At 68.4% G+C, this 15,088-nt stretch carries 17 protein-coding genes and 3 pseudogenes; 12 read left to right on the forward strand and 8 right to left on the reverse strand.

Annotated features, from left to right (window positions below; genetic code table 11):
* Positions 1 to 77 precede the first annotated feature (77 nt).
* On the reverse strand, positions 78 to 275 hold the full coding sequence (locus tag ACFVYA_RS41390) for a hypothetical protein (RefSeq protein WP_387052975.1): 198 nt from the start codon (positions 273 to 275) through the stop codon (positions 78 to 80).
* Positions 276 to 404: 129 nt separating this feature from the next.
* Between ACFVYA_RS41390 and ACFVYA_RS41395 the strand changes: the two genes are divergently transcribed.
* From ACFVYA_RS41395 to ACFVYA_RS41410, 4 genes are all read left to right on the forward strand, one after another.
* A complete protein-coding gene (locus ACFVYA_RS41395; protein WP_387052977.1) occupies positions 405 to 863 on the forward strand; it encodes a hypothetical protein in 459 nt (152 codons plus the stop codon).
* A gap of 581 nt (positions 864 to 1,444) precedes the next feature.
* Entirely contained in the window at positions 1,445 to 2,632 is a 1,188-nt protein-coding gene (locus ACFVYA_RS41400; RefSeq protein WP_387052979.1) for a sensor histidine kinase, read from the forward strand.
* On the forward strand, positions 2,632 to 3,294 hold the full coding sequence (locus tag ACFVYA_RS41405; RefSeq protein WP_387052981.1) for a response regulator: 663 nt from the start codon (positions 2,632 to 2,634) through the stop codon (positions 3,292 to 3,294). The genes ACFVYA_RS41400 and ACFVYA_RS41405 overlap by 1 nt, the downstream gene beginning before the upstream one ends.
* Before the next feature lie 100 nt (positions 3,295 to 3,394).
* Positions 3,395 to 4,582 (forward strand): glycosyltransferase 87 family protein, encoded by a 1,188-nt coding sequence (locus tag ACFVYA_RS41410; protein WP_387052983.1) that lies wholly within the window; start codon positions 3,395 to 3,397, stop codon positions 4,580 to 4,582.
* Here the strand turns inward: ACFVYA_RS41410 and ACFVYA_RS41415 are convergent.
* The gene (locus ACFVYA_RS41415) at positions 4,546 to 5,637 is read right to left on the reverse strand and encodes a M14 family zinc carboxypeptidase (protein WP_387053027.1); all 1,092 of its coding nucleotides are present in this window, start codon (positions 5,635 to 5,637) and stop codon (positions 4,546 to 4,548) included. The genes ACFVYA_RS41410 and ACFVYA_RS41415 overlap by 37 nt on opposite strands.
* A 56-nt stretch (positions 5,638 to 5,693) precedes the next feature.
* Here ACFVYA_RS41415 and ACFVYA_RS41420 point away from each other — a divergent pair.
* Together ACFVYA_RS41420 and ACFVYA_RS41425 are read left to right on the forward strand one after the other, a co-directional pair.
* Positions 5,694 to 6,238, forward strand: a pseudogene (locus ACFVYA_RS41420) (IS630 family transposase); the annotation flags it as partial.
* A gap of 37 nt (positions 6,239 to 6,275) precedes the next feature.
* Positions 6,276 to 6,539 carry an integrase core domain-containing protein gene (locus ACFVYA_RS41425; RefSeq protein WP_387052985.1) on the forward strand — a complete coding sequence of 88 codons (264 nt, stop codon included), beginning with the start codon at positions 6,276 to 6,278 and terminating at the stop codon, positions 6,537 to 6,539.
* Positions 6,540 to 6,592: 53 nt separating this feature from the next.
* Here ACFVYA_RS41425 and ACFVYA_RS41430 read toward each other — a convergent pair whose 3' ends face one another.
* Positions 6,593 to 8,068 (reverse strand): family 43 glycosylhydrolase, encoded by a 1,476-nt coding sequence (locus ACFVYA_RS41430; protein WP_387052987.1) that lies wholly within the window; start codon positions 8,066 to 8,068, stop codon positions 6,593 to 6,595.
* A 386-nt stretch (positions 8,069 to 8,454) separates the two neighbouring features.
* Here ACFVYA_RS41430 and ACFVYA_RS41435 point away from each other — a divergent pair, with 386 nt between their 5' ends.
* Positions 8,455 to 8,739 (forward strand): hypothetical protein, encoded by a 285-nt coding sequence (locus ACFVYA_RS41435; protein WP_387052989.1) that lies wholly within the window; start codon positions 8,455 to 8,457, stop codon positions 8,737 to 8,739.
* Positions 8,740 to 8,751: 12 nt separating this feature from the next.
* Here ACFVYA_RS41435 and ACFVYA_RS41440 read toward each other — a convergent pair whose 3' ends face one another.
* Entirely contained in the window at positions 8,752 to 9,204 is a 453-nt protein-coding gene (locus ACFVYA_RS41440; protein WP_387052991.1) for a hypothetical protein, read from the reverse strand.
* A gap of 176 nt (positions 9,205 to 9,380) precedes the next feature.
* On the opposite strand from ACFVYA_RS41440, the pseudogene ACFVYA_RS41445 reads away from it, so the two are divergent.
* The 4 genes and pseudogenes from ACFVYA_RS41445 to ACFVYA_RS41460 form a co-directional block, all read left to right on the forward strand.
* Positions 9,381 to 10,088: pseudogene (locus ACFVYA_RS41445) on the forward strand (helix-turn-helix domain-containing protein); the annotation flags it as partial.
* Between the two features lie 239 nt (positions 10,089 to 10,327).
* Complete coding sequence (locus ACFVYA_RS41450; protein ID WP_387052993.1) at positions 10,328 to 10,645, forward strand: transposase; 318 nt, start codon at positions 10,328 to 10,330, stop codon at positions 10,643 to 10,645.
* An 85-nt stretch (positions 10,646 to 10,730) separates the two neighbouring features.
* A complete protein-coding gene (locus tag ACFVYA_RS41455) occupies positions 10,731 to 11,036 on the forward strand; it encodes a hypothetical protein (RefSeq protein WP_387052995.1) in 306 nt (101 codons plus the stop codon).
* A gap of 16 nt (positions 11,037 to 11,052) precedes the next feature.
* Positions 11,053 to 11,274 (forward strand): annotated as a pseudogene (locus ACFVYA_RS41460) (integrase core domain-containing protein); the annotation flags it as partial.
* Here the strand turns inward: ACFVYA_RS41460 and ACFVYA_RS41465 are convergent.
* Entirely contained in the window at positions 11,271 to 11,834 is a 564-nt protein-coding gene (locus tag ACFVYA_RS41465; RefSeq protein ID WP_387052997.1) for a dihydrofolate reductase family protein, read from the reverse strand. The pseudogene ACFVYA_RS41460 and the gene ACFVYA_RS41465 sit on opposite strands and share 4 nt — an antisense overlap.
* Positions 11,835 to 11,861: 27 nt before the next feature.
* Positions 11,862 to 12,665 (reverse strand): alpha/beta fold hydrolase, encoded by an 804-nt coding sequence (locus ACFVYA_RS41470; protein WP_387052999.1) that lies wholly within the window; start codon positions 12,663 to 12,665, stop codon positions 11,862 to 11,864.
* 101 nt (positions 12,666 to 12,766) lie between these two features.
* On the opposite strand from ACFVYA_RS41470, the gene ACFVYA_RS41475 reads away from it, so the two are divergent.
* On the forward strand, positions 12,767 to 13,441 hold the full coding sequence (locus tag ACFVYA_RS41475) for a TetR/AcrR family transcriptional regulator (RefSeq protein ID WP_387053001.1): 675 nt from the start codon (positions 12,767 to 12,769) through the stop codon (positions 13,439 to 13,441).
* 84 nt (positions 13,442 to 13,525) lie between these two features.
* On the opposite strand, the gene ACFVYA_RS41480 is transcribed toward ACFVYA_RS41475, so the two are convergent.
* Positions 13,526 to 13,906 (reverse strand): hypothetical protein, encoded by a 381-nt coding sequence (locus tag ACFVYA_RS41480; protein WP_387053003.1) that lies wholly within the window; start codon positions 13,904 to 13,906, stop codon positions 13,526 to 13,528.
* 299 nt (positions 13,907 to 14,205) lie between these two features.
* Positions 14,206 to 14,568, reverse strand: coding sequence for a hypothetical protein (locus tag ACFVYA_RS41485; protein WP_387053005.1), 363 nt, complete (start codon positions 14,566 to 14,568; stop codon positions 14,206 to 14,208).
* Positions 14,569 to 15,088 lie beyond the last annotated feature (520 nt).

The raw sequence follows: 15,088 nt of genomic DNA on the forward strand, positions 1-15,088 counted from the left end.
ACAACCCCCGGCCGTTCGTGTGGCGCAAGACTGCTGAGGAGATCATCGACTCGCTCGCACGATATTGCCAACGAATTTCAGGCGCAGGACACTAGGGCAAGTCGGGATTCGTGCTGTGCCTGATGGATTTCTATACCGGCGCCCGATGGGGTGAACTTGTCGGGCAGCAGCGGCACGAGTACGACTCCGAGCGGCGGGGGATCGAGATCCGGACGCCGCTGAATGAGGTGGGTGGGCAGGTCTACAAAGGAGGTCGGAAGAGTGATGATCATCACGCAGAAAATCGTCAGAGGCCGCCGACACGGCGCGGGAACTCACGGCCCAAGAAGAGCCGGACGAAAACGCCTGCGGGTACGAGGTTCGTGGCGTTGCCGCCGGGCATTGCGGTGCTCTATGAGGAGCTGATGGACAGCCATCGGGAGCCGTTCGTGCTGTGTACGCCGGAGGGGCATCCGTGGCGGCGGTCGAACTTCCGGATCCGGTTCTGGCGGCCGGCGTGGGACGGTGTCGAGCTCGACGACGCCGGGGCGGGGGAGCGGCGCCCGCCGATCCTGCCGACCTTCACGTTCCACGAAGGCCGGCACACCCACAGCACGTGGCTGACCGAAGACGGAATCCCGGAGGTCGCGCGCCGGGCGCGGCTGGGTCAGAAGATGAAGGGCATCGCCCGCGTCTACGACCACGTGACGCCGGCGATGGTGAAGCCGGCGATGGTGAACCAGATCCTGGACGTCCTGGAAGAGCGCTGGCTGCGGTCGCTGGCGTCCCTGTATCCGGGTGAGCGGGCGAAACTAGTGTCCTGGTTCCCGCACCTGCGGCCCCGGCGGGCGATCGGGCCCCATCGCCGGATCGTCGCCGACTGACGAGTAGAAGCCCCGCCCCTCCGGGGAGGGACAGGGCTTCTGACCTGCGAAAACATGTGGTGCGCGATACTGGGATTGAACCAGTGACCTCTTCCGTGTCAGGGAAGTGCAATACCTGGCTTGACCAGGCAAAAGACGCACCACCGCAGGTCGCGGGCTCGGTCTGCTCCCCGGAGGGCTGCTTTCAGCGTGATTGGCGCAGACCGCTGTCGCCGAATGATCGCCAGACGGGTTCAGCGCGGGGCGTACAACGCATGCTCGTAGCCAATCCGGGTGCCTACTTGACCGCGCTGCAGGAGGGCGCTTGGGTCGCGACGGGTCGTCGAGAAGGCCCTCGACCAGCACACCTGCGCTGAATCCTCGTTCGAGGCAGCGCTCCGGTCGCAGCCGGAGACGGAGGTCAGCCGTGAAGCCCTGGAAGGTGGCATTGTTAGCTGGCGGCAGCGGACCATCCTGGCCGCCGTCATAAGTGGCCAGGGCATCACCGACCGCGGCGACCGGCTCGCGCAGATCCCGCACCTGCTCGGCACCACGGGGGCGGGCTCGCCGACCGCCGCGGCGCTGCCGGTAGCGTCGCGAAGGTGGGGACCGTGCGGGTGACGTCGAAGGCCGTGGCGGACGTGGTGTTGCGAACACTGGTCCGTGGTTCGCGGCCGCCTGCCCGGCCGCGGGCCGCCGGGCTGGTCTTGCTCGCCCTGGTCGCGGTGGTGGCCGGCGGCCTCGCCGTGGTCCCCGGCGCTCGAGCCGGGACGGGGACGCTCTGGGTGACCGCGGCGCTGACCGCGGCCGCGGTCGCGCTGACGGTCCTGGATCCGCTGTGGGCCTGGCGGCTGTTGATCGTTCTGGTGGCATCGGCGGACCTCCTCTACGGACACCACGCGCGCTTCGGCTGGCCCTGGACACCCGGCTTCGCACTGGCCGCGGTGCCGGTGCTGGCCGCGGTCGGGCGCGTGAGCCAGGTGAGAGTGCTGGGAGGTGTCTGGCTGGTTTCGGTCGCGCTCAGCGCGCCGACCGCGAACGTGCGCGACGAACTCGTCCCCATCGCGGTCCTGCTCGCGGTGCCCCTCGTGTTCGGGCACCTCGTCGCCCGGCTGCGCGGCACCGAACACGACCTCGCGACCGTCGCCGCGCACCAGGCCGTACTGGAAGAACGCACCCGGATCGCGCGCGAGCTCCACGACGTGGTCGCCCACCACATGTCGATGCTCGCCGTGCGCGCCGACTCGGCGCGTTACCGGTTCCCGGAGCTGACCGACGACCTGCGCGAGGAGTTCCGGTCCATTCAGGACACCGCGCGGGACGGGATGACCGAGATGCGCCGCCTGCTCGGCGCGCTGCGTGCCGCCCCCGGGCTACCGGAGACCGAGCCGCAACCGGGTGCCGAACGCATCGCGTCGCTGGTGGAGCGCGTCCGAGCGGCGGGCACCGACATCCGGCTGGACCTGACCGGCGAGCTCGAGAGCCTGCCCGCCGGGGTGTCGCTGTCGGCGTACCGGGTCGTGCAGGAGGCGCTCAGCAACGCCGTCCGGCACGCGCCCGGAGCGGCCGTCACCGTGGCGGTCGAGGTCACGCCCGGCGAGCTAACGATCTTGGTGCGCGACTCCGGCGCGCCCTCGGCGTTCCCGGGCGAGGCGCCCGGGCGCGCGAAGCACGGCCTGATCGGGATGCGCGAACGCGCGGCGGCGCTCGGCGGTAGGTTGACCGCCGGTGCGCGTCCCGAAGGTGGCTTCACGGTGGCGTTCACCGTTCCGCTCGGCAAGGAGACCTGATGACCCTCACGGTCGTGATCGCCGATGACCAGACGATGGTGCGCCAGAGCTTCCGCGCGGTGCTCGACGCCCAGCCGGACATCCGGGTGACCGGTGAAGCGCGCACCGGAGCCGAGGCCGTCACCGCCTGCCGGGAGCTGCGTCCGGACCTGGTGCTGATGGACATCCGGATGCCGGAGCTGGACGGGCTGGCCGCGACCCGGCAGATCCTCGCCGGCGCGCCGGACGGCCGGCCGCGAGTGCTGGTACTGACCACGTTCGACGCGGACGAGTACGTCTACGGCGCGCTCGGCGCGGGAGCCAGCGGCTTCCTGCTCAAGGACTCGCCGCTGGACGACCTCGTCGTCGCGGTGCGGATGGTGGCCGCCGGAAACGCGCTGTTCGCGCCCGCCGTCACCCGCCGCGTCATCGAAGGGTTCGCCGCGCAGCTGCCGCGCACCCAGGACACGGCCCGGCTGCGGGAACTGACCGCGCGGGAGAACGAGGTGCTGCGGCTCATCGCCCGTGGTCTGTCCAATGCGGACATCGCCGCCCGGCTGGTGATCGCCGAGCAGACGGCCAAGACGCACGTCAGCCGCGTGCTGGGCAAACTGCGCCTGCGCGACCGCGCGCAGGCGGTGGTGCTGGCGTACGAGGCCGGGCTGGTCGTGCCGGGTGAGTGATACCCCGGCGGTACCCCGCGGCCCGATGCTACCGGGGTAGCGGTCCAAGACGGCTCCGCAGGCCGACGACGCGGGCCTCGATCGTTCCTAGCTTGTCCGTGTGCGCAAAGGAAAAGTCGGCCTCGCTGTCCTGTTCGGTGGAATCGCCGCGGGACTCATCGCGATCACGATCCACCACCTCTCGCGTGGACTGCCCCTCGGCACCGACAGCGCGGTGTACCGGGCAGGCGGCCTGGCTCTGCTGCACGGCGAACCGCTGTACGACCCGTTGCTCGCGCTCGCCCCACCGGATCGGGCCGCACTGCCGTTCACCTATCCGCCGTTCGCGGCGCTGCTGTTCGTGCTGCTGGCGGTGGTCCCACCGCAGATCGCCTGGCTGTTCGTGGCGATGGGTTCGGTGCCGGCCCTCATGGCCGTGGTCCACCGCTTCGCCGGCAGCCTGCCTCCGGTCGTGCTCTGCCTGCTGCCCGTCCTGGAGCCGGTCTGGCGGCTGCTGTCGCTCGGGCAGATCAACGCGGTGCTGATGGCGCTCGTGGTGACGGACGTGCTGCCGGCGCGGCGGCCGCGGTGGGGCGGCGTGCTGGTGGGGCTGGCGGCCGCGGTGAAGCTGACGCCGCTGATCTTCGTCCCGCACCTGTTCCTGACCGGGCGGCGCGCCGACGGCGTGCGTGCGCTGGCCGTGTTCTGCGGTGCGTCGGCACTCGGAGCGGTGGTGCTGCCCCGCGACTCGCTGAGGTACTGGACGTCAGCCGTGGTGGACAACCACAACGCCGGCTCGATCGACTGGGTGCTGGACCAGTCCCTGCACGGGCTGCTCGCCCGGTCCGGTATGCCGTCGATCGGCTGGTACGCGGCGGGCACGGCCCTGATCCTGGCGGTGGCCGCAGTGCTGGTCCGCGACTTCCACCGGCGCGGCGACGCACGGGCTGCGCTCCTGGTTTCGGCCGGGTGCGCGTTGCTGATCAGCCCGCTTTCCTGGACGCACCATTGGATCTGGGCGGTCCCCCTGGCCGCCTGCCTGGCCGGCCGCCGGGCCGCGCTGGCCGGTGTGGCGGCCGTCTTCACCGGCCGGACCCTCACGTGGGTCCCCGAAGGAGCACACCGGGAACTGACCTGGAACCTGCCGCAGGCGCTGCTCGGCAACGCCTACGTCCTGGCCGCGCTGGCCGCGGGGGCGGTCCTCGGCCTGCGGCTGTCCCGACGAGGTCGGATACCCCGCCGGCCGGACCCCGGCGACCAGGGGAACACCCCTCACTTGTACGGCGAAGGAGCCTTGCCCGCGAGGTAGTTGAACGTCTTGACCATGTACGGCCAGAAGGTGCTGTTCACGCACGAGTAACTCGGCGTGAAGCCGTCGCACGCGCCGGGGCCCTCGAGTTCGATGGTGAACGACGCGATGCCGAGCTTGCCGTAGGCGTAGTCGTCCGAGCCGCCGGCAGCGTTGTAGAGGAGGTCACCGGCCTGGCCGTACGGGTAGCCGGAGAACGCCGACATCGCCTTGCCCATCGCGCGGAACTGGGTGTCGCTGGGAGTGTGGACGGTGTTCGAGTACTCCCACGGCAGGATGATGATGCCGGCGTAGCTGTGCAGCATCAGGGCCGTGCCGCGAGCGGTCGCGTCGGGCTTGTCGGACGCGCCGTCCGCGCGGTGGTCACCGAAGAGCTGGGGCCAGAGTTGTTCCAGCGCCTTGTTCTCCGGCTCCGAATCGGCGGAACCGGTGGACGTGGACGTCGTCTGGTCGCACTTGCTGTTGTTGCTCTGCCAGTGGTAGCCGAAGTTCCGGTTGTTGTCGACGCCCGGCTGGCTGCCCGCCGAATCGCCGCAGCGCGCGAGGTCCGCACTGGTGAAGTCGGCGTTCTTCCGGTGCAGCACCGGGTTGTTGCCACCCTGCTGGACGATGTTGACGCCGTCCGGGTTGACGATCGGGACGACCCAGATTTCGGTGGTGTTCAACAGGTTCGTCACCGTGCTGTCGGTGCCGTAACCGCTGACGAGGTAGTTGATGTACTTGTAGGCGAGCGCGCCCGTGGCGATCTCCCGCGCGTGGATCTGCGCCTGCAGGAGGAACCGCGGTTTGGCCGAGTTCGGGTTCAGCGCGCAGTCGCCGCCGGCCTTCTTCGTGATGCAGATGGCCTTCAGCTCGTAGCCGCCGCGCCCCTGCTGCTTCAGCCACGACTGACCGTAGTTGACGACCGTGGCGAGATCGGGGTGCGCGGCCGCGGCGGCGGCCAGGTTCGCGTAGTGCGCGTTGACCGTGTGGTAACCGCCGTCGTAGGTCTCGTCCTGCGGTGCCGCGCCGGGTGCCAGCCGCGGGGGAGGCCCAGGTGGCCGCGGGGTACCGATTGCTCACCTCGGTGACGAAGCCGAGCTGGGACAGTTCGGCCCCGGTGGTCTCGTCGCCGTGGCGGCAGGAGACATTCAAGTTCTCCACCGACCCGGAACTGGAAGCCAAGGTCCGCGACGTGGTCGGGCTCTACCTGACTACCAACGCAACGGCACCACCACCTTGTTCGCGGCACTGGAGATCGCCACCGGCAAAGTCACCGACCAGTGCTACGACCGGCACGGCAAAGCCGAGTTCCTCGACTTCCTCAAGAAAGTGGCCAAGGCCTACCCCCGCCGCGAACTGCACGTCGTGCTGGACAATTACCACACCCACAAACACGCCGAGGTCAACGCCTGGCTGGCCAGGAACCCGAGGATCACGCTGCACTTCACCCCCACCTCAGGCTCCTGGCTCAACCTGGTGGAAGTCTTCTTCGGCATCATCACCCGCCAGGCCATCCGCCGCGGATCCTTCGACAACGTCAAACAACTCATCACCACGATCAGCAACTTCATCAACGGCTGGAACACCCGCTACCACCCGTTCACCTGGACCAAAACCGCCGATCAGATCCTGCCCCACGCCACACGCCAACGAACATCAGACGCGCGACACTAGGTGCGGATGAGGCCGGAGACGAAGGCGAGGGTCTGATGTGACAACGGCAGCGCGGCACGCTAGAACAGCATGTGAAGCCCCTGGTCTCGCCTGCTTCGACAACGCGGTCGCGGAGTCGTTCTTCGCCACCCTCAAGACCGAGATCGGCACCACCGTGTGGGCCACCCGCGACGACGCCCGGCGGGGCGTTTTCGCCTACCTGGGCTACTACAACCACGACCGTCTACATTCGACACTCAGCTACCGCACCCCACACGAAGTCCGTGGCGGCTATCGTCAAGATCTCACCCTCGTGGCATGAAATCCGGTGTCCGGTCTTCGGGGACAACCTCACGTAGATCCCGACGCCGCCGATCAGGGCAACCGGGGAGCCGGGTTGCCGGCAGGCAGGGCGGCCGGTGCCGGGTCGAAGTCGAAGGTGGCCTGCGCCTTGTCCGCCGCCGAAGTGACCTTGTCGAAGTAGAGCAGGTTGTCGGGTCCGCGGTGCAGGTACCGGCTCGCCGGGTAGCCGATCGCCTCGAACGAGACGCCGCTGCCGGACAGTCCCCGCCGCAGGAAGAAGCTCGCCCCGGTGACGAAATCCTCGTGCGACGTGGCGTCGCGGACCCACGCCTCCCCGTTGTCGTCACGCAGGTAGTAGTGCGGGAAGTTGGCGGATTCGAGCGATACCGTCCCACCCTCCGCCAATCCGGGCACAAGCCGGAACTGGCCGTCCTCCGCCGGGCTGACAGCGGTGTCGAGCCGGGCCCGGTACTCGTAGTGCCGCACGGACAACTCCGGCGAGGCGTGCATCCGCAGCTTGACCGGCGCCGGATCAGCCACCGGTACGCCGAAGTTCGGCGTGCCGTCGGCGTTCCAGGTAAACGGTTGGATGCGGGTGCGCCGGTTCACGTCGTCGAGGGCGCTTCGATCCTCGTCCTTGAATGAGTAATCCCGGTCGTGGTACACGAGAATGTCTGTCTTGCCGTCCTCGGCGACCACGAACGAGTTGTGCCCGGGACCGTACTGGCCGGTGGCGGCGTCGGACTTGAAGACCGGGTCTGGGCTTTTTGCCCAGGACTTCGGATCGAGCAGGTCAGCTCCCTTCCCGGCGGTCAGCATGCCGAGGCAGTAGCGCGTGTCGGTGGCGCTGGCCGAATAAGTGAGGAAGGTCCGGCCGTTGCGTTGCAACACCGTCGGCCCCTCGTTCACGCGGTACCGCTGGATCTCCCAGTCGTAGGTGGGAGCGGAAATCAGCACCGGAGTGCCGGTGATCTCCCACGGATGCGCGCCCATCTTCGCGATGTAGATGCTCGTGTTGGTCGGGTTGGCGACCTCCGCCGGCGGCCGCTGCGTCCAGATCAGGTAGCGGGTCTTCTTCGCGTCGTACTCGTCGACGAACGTCGAGGCGTCCAGGGCGAACTTCTCGTCGGCGATCCCGGTGTGGATGGCGCCCTTCTCGGTCCAGGTCGTGGTGAGCGGGTTGGCGCCGGCACCCTCCAGGACGTACATCCGGATGTCCCAGGAGTCCGAGGAGCGTCCGGCCGCGAAGTACACGTACCACTTGCCGTTGATGAAGTGCAGTTCCGGCGCCCAGATGTGGTTGGCCATCTCACCGGTTGCGTGGTGCCGCCAGATCACCGTCTCGGGTGCGGACGCGAGACCGGTCAGGGTCTTCGCCCGACGCAGCACGATCCGATCGTATTCCGGCACCGTGCCGGTGAAGTAGTAGTACCCGTCGGTGTGCTTCATGATCTGTGAGTCGGCGCGCTGCTGGATGAGCGTGCCCGCGTACACGGCGGGCACGGACGCGGCGGGCGCGGGCACCGCGTTCGCCTGCGACTGCTGCACGACAAATCCCACCGTCGCTGCCATTGCCATCACGGCCGCCAACGCAAGCCGCCGGATAGACCTACCTGTCATCACTGTCCTGTTCACCTTCGTCGGCCAACTCGAACGGCATCGACCTGCACGTGAGGGCGACCCCGACGGGATCGATCACCTCGTCTCAATGACGTCACGGCAGTGTGAACGCTAACATCGCGACCGTCAACACGTGACTGTGAGTATCGGGGTATGCACGGAGTGGACCCGCGGGGGTGGTGGTGTGCACGTCCGTTGATAGAGGGCAGTCTGGCGCCGCCTTCGGAGATCGATACCGGTAGCGTGGCGTTGATGCCGCTGGTGGGACGGTCGTCGAGGCGCAGGAGTACGCCGGGATCGACGTCGGCTCGCTGGTGAAGCTGGGCAGGGTCGTCGGGGTGCACCACCCGCTGGCGCACATCGGGTCGGTGTTCGGCCTGCTGATGGCCGTCACGCAGGGGCGCAAGGCGTCGCTGCTGGGCCGGTTCGAGCCGCGCGCCTGGGCGGAGCTGGTGGCCGAACACCAGATCGTGGTGAACAGCCTGCCGTCGGCGGCGATCCACACCTTGCTCGACGCGGACGTGCCGAAGGAGAAGCCTGCGAGCTTGCCCTACCTCGGCGCCGGCACGGCGCCTGTTGCGGCTCGAGGACGCGGATGAGCTCTATGCCCGCTACGGGATTGCAGCCGACACGGCGTCGGCGTCGCGGATGTCATTGCCGGTCCACTTCTTGTAGGCGTTCCGGAAGCCCTTGTTCGACAGGGTGATGGTGATCGCGGCACTCGGGATGCTGTCCAGCAGCGCGCACATCCAATTCTTGCCCTTGGCGAAGAAGCCTTCGACGTCGAGGCCGAACGGCCGAAGGGCATCGGCGAGCCGAGACCCGAGTTCCCCGTAGAGGTAATGCGCGTGCACGATGTCGTCCAGTCGATCACGGTTCGCCCGCCCGTCCGCCAGCGTCGCCGCGAGCTCGGCCTCCCGGGTGACCCGGGCCGCCTCGACGTTGGCGAGCCCTTCCGTCCGGTAGCCGAGTGCGCGCAGGGCGGGCAAGTCGGCCGGTGCCGGACCGCGCAGCACCTTGTACTCGCCGATCACCCGGCCGGCGGTCTCGATCTCACGCACCATCGCGGGCGCCAGGTCCGGTGGCCCGCCACCCTTCCGCCGTAGTACGAAGGCCTTCTGCTGGTGTTGCGGGTCGTGACGTTGGTGACGCGGGCGAGGGCCTGAGACAGGGGGACGGGTCTTTCGGCGGCAGGATGAGAAGTGCGACCAACTCGTCCCGCCGAGAGAAAGACCCGTCCATGCACCACCGTAATGCCCCGCTGTCTGTCGAGGGCCGCCGCTGGCTCGTCGCGCGCTGCCAGATCCGCCCGATCGCCCACGTCGCCGCCGAGATGGGCATCTCCCGCCAATGCGCCTCCAAATGGGTCAACCGCTGGCGCCGCTATGGCGAGACCGGCCTGCTCGACCAGCCCAGCGTCCCGCGCCACCAGCCCACCGCCACCGCCGCGCAGGTGATGCTCCGGATCGAGCAGCTACGCCGCGACCGGAAGTACTCCGCGCGCCGCATCGCCACCGAACTGGCCGCCGACGGCATCACCATCTCCGTGCGCACCGTCGGCCGCCACCTGCTCCACCTCGGGCTGAACCGGCGCCGGTTCCTCGACCCGACCGGCCAGAACAACCGCGAACCACGCCGGATCATCGCCCGCTGGCCCGGGCACATGGTCCACCTCGACGTGAAGAAAACCGGCCAGATCCCCGACGGCGGCGGCTGGCGAATCCACGGCAAAGGCAGCGACCAGGACAAACAGGTTGCCCGCGGCAAAACCCGAGGCCAGCGGGCCCGCTACACCTACCTGCACTCCGCCGTCGACGGCTACTCCCGCCTGGCCTACACCGAAGCCCTCCCGGACGAGAAAGCCCGCACAGCGATCGGGTTCGTCCACCGGGCCCGCGCGTTCTTCGCCGCCCACGGCATCACCCACATCCACCGCCTGGTCACCGACATTCAAGCTTGGTGATGGCCTTGGGGTGCTCGCTTGGCGTGGCCGGCTGGGCGAGAATCCGGGGTTCCGGCGCCCGCTTGCCACCGCTTGTTGACCGAGTGGGGTTGCGGCCTCTTGCCTGTTGATCGTGGGGCAAGCGGGGCCATCGCCGGGTGACGCGTCCTGTTAGGAACCCGGTGACCACCGACTTCAGTGTGGATCCCTGTTAGCGAATGTCTGGTACGGCGTCCCCGCAACCGATGGCGGTGCCGGTGGTGATGTCCGCGAGCAGACAGGAGCTTCAGACGGTGCGTGTGTGGTTGGGAATCGACGTGGCCTGCCGGGCCGCACATCAAGCCAGTCTCACCGATGAGCGTGGCCGGTTCGCGTGGTCGGGCCGGAAGTTCCGCACAACGGTGGAGGACCTGCATCGGTTGTGGGCCATGCTTCCGGTCGGCGTTGAACCGGCCGCGGTCACGGTCATCATGGAGCCGACGCGCAATGCGTGGGTGCCGCTGGCGGCATGGTTTCGCCGCCAGGGCGCCACCGTGGTGATGGTGCCCCACCAAGTCCGGTGACGCTTGCCTGCGCGAAGCATTGTTCCTGGCCGCGCAACACGCCCGCCGCATCGATCCCACTCTCGCCGCGAAGTATCACCGACTGATGACTGTGTCCGGCAAGCACCACAACTCCGCGCTATGCCACATCGCCACGACCCTGCTCACCCGCATCGCTGCCTGCTGGAGACGAGGCGAGACCTACAAGCTCACCGACCTCGACAACACACCGATCTCTCTCGCCGAGGCTCGTCGCCTCATCACCGACCGCTACACCGTCCCCGCCGAACTCCGCGCCGCTCGACGCGCCACCCAGCAGCAAAAACGGACGGACCGACGACACAAGGAGTCGCACAGCGCTCCGACGAACGGCCCGTCCACCACCCAGCCTACGGACACCCACGCTGCTTGACATCCGTTAGGAACTCAACGGCTCCTGCTACCGCGCGAACGACTTCGCCACCGTCCTGCGCGGGGCCCGGCATCAGCGGATCACGCCCTACACCCCACGCCACAACGGGAAAGTGGAGCGCTACAACCGGATCCTGGCCGAAGAATTCCTCTACGCCCACTCTGGACCAGCGAAGCCCACCGCACCGCCGCCCTGGCCGCACACCGGCGTCACCAACGTCACGGCCTCATACATCTAGCGGGCCCGCTCGAACGTCGTGACCATGATCCCCTCGCCCACCGTGAGCGCGTCGATGAGCCGCCAGCGCGACATGTCGCTGGTCCGTTCGATCAGCCGCCGCCCGGTGCCGAGGACGACGGGGAACATCATGAGGTGCAGCTCATCGACCAGGTCGTGCTCCACCAGGTCCTGGACGAGCTGGATGCTGCCCGGCACCTGGATCTCGCCGTCGAACCGCTCCTTGAGCGTCGTGACTTCGGCGATCACGTCACCCGTCAGCACCGTGGTGTTGTTCCACGCCGGATCCGTGAGCGTGCTCGACACGACGTACTTGGGCATGCTGTTGTACTTGTCGCCCAGCTCGTCGTCGACGTGCGGCCAAGCCCCGGCGAACGACTCGTAGGTGCGACGCCCAATCAGCAGCGCGTCGGCGCCCAGCGCCTCCTCGACCTTGAAGCGCTCACCGTCGTCCCCCCGGTCGAAGGCGAACGTCCAGTCCTTGTGGACGAAGCCCTCACCGGCCGGGGCCTCGACGACCCCATCCAGCGAGACGAACTCCGTGACGACGATCTTCCCCATCCCGACTCCCTCCCTCGTTGCTACTGTTCAGTGGTCCTGGACGAACTGCCGGATCGCCGGGGCGAGCACGTCGGCAGCGGCCGTGTGGTTCTGCCCCGGCACCACCTGCAGCGTCGCCTTCGGCAGCACTTCCGCGGCCGCCCGCGCACCCGTGATCAGGAACGGGAACGTGTCATTGCCGTGCACGACCATGGTGGGCACGGCGATCCCCACCCACCGGTCGGTCGGCAGCGGCTTGCCTTGCATCACATCGCACACGACCCGCCCGTCGTAGGCGATGGTCGGCGCGACCGCCTCCAGGACGGGCCAGTACTCGCTCTGGCGCATGTCGGCCACGAACTCGGGAGGCATGCCGACCGCTGCGGTCATGAACAACTCGACCGCGTCGCCTGGCCGCCCGGCGGCGCAGGCCGCCTCCAGCCGCTCGACGTAGTCGGTCGGCAGGGGCGAGCGGGCGTCGTCGACCACGAACGGCGGCTCGAACGCGACGAGGTGGGTGACCGGCAGCCCGGCCGCGACAGCGTCCATGCACAGGATCGAGCCGGAGGACCAGCCGAAGAGCACTGCGGTTCCGCCGGCCTCCGCGATGATCGCGGCGAGGTCGTCGATCTCGCGCTCGACGGCGTAGGGCAGCGTGTCGGTGCTGCGTCCCCGGCCGCGCCGATCGTAGGTGTACACGCGGAAGGTCTCGCTCAACGCCTCGGCAAGCGAGACGGTATCGGGGCTGACCGCCGGGTAGGCCGTAGCGCCGTCCACGAGGATCACCGGCTGGCCGCTGCCCCGGACCTCGAAGTGGATTGTCGTGCCGTCCTTGCTTTGCACCGTTCCCATGGCTCTTCTCCGTGTTCGCAGGTTCGATCGGAACGAGACCGTACAGTACTCACACGAGAACGAGACTGTCTAGTACGCTATGGGCAGCCGGGAGGAGGACCATGGATCAACAGGCACCGGGCGCCGGGATCGACAGCGAACTCGAGACGAGCCTGGGAGAGGGCCGCACGGCCCGCAAGCGACGCGCGATCCTCGCCGAAGCGGCGGGGGTGTTCCTACAGCACGGCTACCTGGGCGCGAGCATGGACGAGGTGGCGGCGCGGGCACGGGTCTCCAAGCAGACGGTCTACAGGCAGTTCGCCGACAAGGAGCACCTGTTCGCAGAAGTCATCCTCGGCAGCAACGCGCAGCTCGGCGCTCGCCTCGCCACGCTCTACGGAGCGCTGGACGAGGCGACGGACGCCGCGACCGCGCTGCGCGATCTCGCGCGCCGGTTCGCCGCCGACATCTGCGAACCCGAGGTGATCCAGCTCCGCCGGCTCGTCCTCGCCGAGGCCGACCGGTTCCCCGCCATCTCCGGCGCGTGGTTCGAGCACGGCTTCCAGCGCTCGCTGGTGCTGCTCGGTGAGGCGCTGTCCCGGATGGCCGACCGCGGTCTGCTGCGCGAGCTCGCCGACCCGACCCTCACCGCGTACCACTTCGCCGGCCTCGTCATGTACAAGCCGATGAACCAGCTGATGTTCGCCGGCACCGAGGCCCGCCCGGACGACGGTGAGTTGACGAGGATCGCCGACCGAGCGGCGGAGGTGTTCCTCACGGCCTACGGCCCTGCTTGAGCTGATCGACCAGGCACGGGACATTTCCTGAGTCGTTCAGCTACGACTGTGCGATGCCTTCGAGGAATTCCACGGCCAGCTGGGTCACTCCGGTGTCGCGGTCACGAGACCTGCCGGACCGGCATGCGAAAGGGGGCAGCACGACACGGAGGACGGCGGTGCGATCGATTGCGGTGCTACAGCGGGGCGCCACTCCGTACGGGCGATAGTCGCGAGTGGAGGTTGTAGCCGGCTCCGGGCCTCCGGGGCGGTTTCAGTCATCATCCGGTACGCCAAGTTCGCGCCTCGCCGGCTGGACCGCTGCACCACAAGCCGGAGCAGCTCCAACGCGACCCCGGCTGGCCGGTTGATCACCTCGGGCCGTTCCACCAGCGCGCGAACCACCATGTCGGCGGCGTCGGTGAGGCTCATCGAGGGCATGCCCCGGTAGAGGTTGGACACGACCTCGATCATGGGCGTGCGCACCAGGGGCATCCTGGCGGTCGACGCGCTGGTCAAACAGGTACTCGCCGACCACTCCGCGGTCGACATACTCGTCAACAACGCCGGCCGCGCCATCCGCCGCTTCGGAAGTCTTTTCTGTCCATGTGGGGCGGTCTCGAAGGGTGCTGGCGGTGAGCACGCGAGCTTCCTCGAACTCGCCCGGTCTGCGCTCGTAAATCACGGTCATGTCGGGCAGGACGTGCCGGCGGTCGTCGGCGTTGGGCTGGTCGGCGACGATATAGGTGGTCGCGTTGGTGAGGTCGGGGTGTCCGTGGGCGGTCTCAGCGTCGGCGGTAGCGGCTGGGCTTGGCTTCGAGCTTCATCTCGTGGAGCAGTTGCAGCGCAGCTTCTCGACCAGGGGCGTGCTCGGCAGTGCCGGCGGAGGCGCGGATCAGGTCGACGAGCGCCACGCCGGCGGTGCGGCGGCCGATCAGCTCGAACCAGCGGGCCGTTTCCGCGGCGTGAATGCCGTGGAACGTGGCCACCGGTGGGCCGTCGAGGTCGCGGATCATGATCTCGTCGCCGGTGTCGTCGAGCCGCCAGAACGGCACCCGCGAGGCGACGGCGTGCACGGCGTCCGCATGTTCCCTCATGCGCTTCGCGACCTCGGCGCGCTGCAACTCGCGCTCGTACTTCGTGACCATGACGTGCTCCCTGTGTGCGGTGTCGGGCAGGCACTTCCCCTGCCTGCCCGACACTCAGCCGAATGTAGAACTCATGTTCGACTGCTGCAAATTGGTGCTGGTCACGGCCGCCACTTCTCGTGGTGATCTGATTGATCCGCGTACGGCGGCGCGAGGCGTTGAATCGCCGACCGGACGGGCTGGCGCTCCAGCTTGATGCCGGGTGTGGTGCTGCTTGACCAACCTGCCGAACTGCGCCGCTAACCTGCGTCCGGAGCGGGCCTCGCCGGCGACCTCGGTCAGAAAACTCCGGTACGGGGTGGGCAGGGTCGCGCCGGCTCGTGTTTCCCAGTCAACGAGCTGCTCCCGTGTCAGGGGCGCGGCCAATGTGAAGCCGTGGCCTGACGCGCCGAACACCTCGACTGCGCCAGGTCGACCTGCCAGAGCCTCGACTCGTCTCCGCACACCCGCCCAGGTCCCGTGCACGGGCCGAGTTTACGCACCTCGAATAGCGGGCTGCCTGCTCGTCGGCGTGAGAGAG

The sequence above is a fragment of the Amycolatopsis sp. NPDC058278 genome (assembly GCF_042881395.1).
Taxonomy (GTDB): domain Bacteria; phylum Actinomycetota; class Actinomycetes; order Mycobacteriales; family Pseudonocardiaceae; genus Amycolatopsis.

What these genes read in the sequence shown, in the direction of transcription:
- ACFVYA_RS41395 (WP_387052977.1), top strand. Translation starts at nt 405, where the DNA reads ATGGACAGCCATCGGGAGCCGTTCGTGCTGTGTACGCCGGAGGGGCAT.
- ACFVYA_RS41405 (WP_387052981.1), top strand. Translation starts at nt 2,632, where the DNA reads ATGACCCTCACGGTCGTGATCGCCGATGACCAGACGATGGTGCGCCAG.
- ACFVYA_RS41440 (WP_387052991.1), bottom strand. Translation starts at nt 9,204, where the DNA reads ATGGTGCGTGAGATCGAGACCGCCGGCCGGGTGATCGGCGAGTACAAG.
- ACFVYA_RS41450 (WP_387052993.1), top strand. Translation starts at nt 10,328, where the DNA reads ATGGCGGTGCCGGTGGTGATGTCCGCGAGCAGACAGGAGCTTCAGACG.
- ACFVYA_RS41455 (WP_387052995.1), top strand. Translation starts at nt 10,731, where the DNA reads ATGACTGTGTCCGGCAAGCACCACAACTCCGCGCTATGCCACATCGCC.
- ACFVYA_RS41465 (WP_387052997.1), bottom strand. Translation starts at nt 11,834, where the DNA reads ATGGGGAAGATCGTCGTCACGGAGTTCGTCTCGCTGGATGGGGTCGTC.
- ACFVYA_RS41470 (WP_387052999.1), bottom strand. Translation starts at nt 12,665, where the DNA reads ATGGGAACGGTGCAAAGCAAGGACGGCACGACAATCCACTTCGAGGTC.
- ACFVYA_RS41475 (WP_387053001.1), top strand. Translation starts at nt 12,767, where the DNA reads ATGGATCAACAGGCACCGGGCGCCGGGATCGACAGCGAACTCGAGACG.
- ACFVYA_RS41485 (WP_387053005.1), bottom strand. Translation starts at nt 14,568, where the DNA reads ATGGTCACGAAGTACGAGCGCGAGTTGCAGCGCGCCGAGGTCGCGAAG.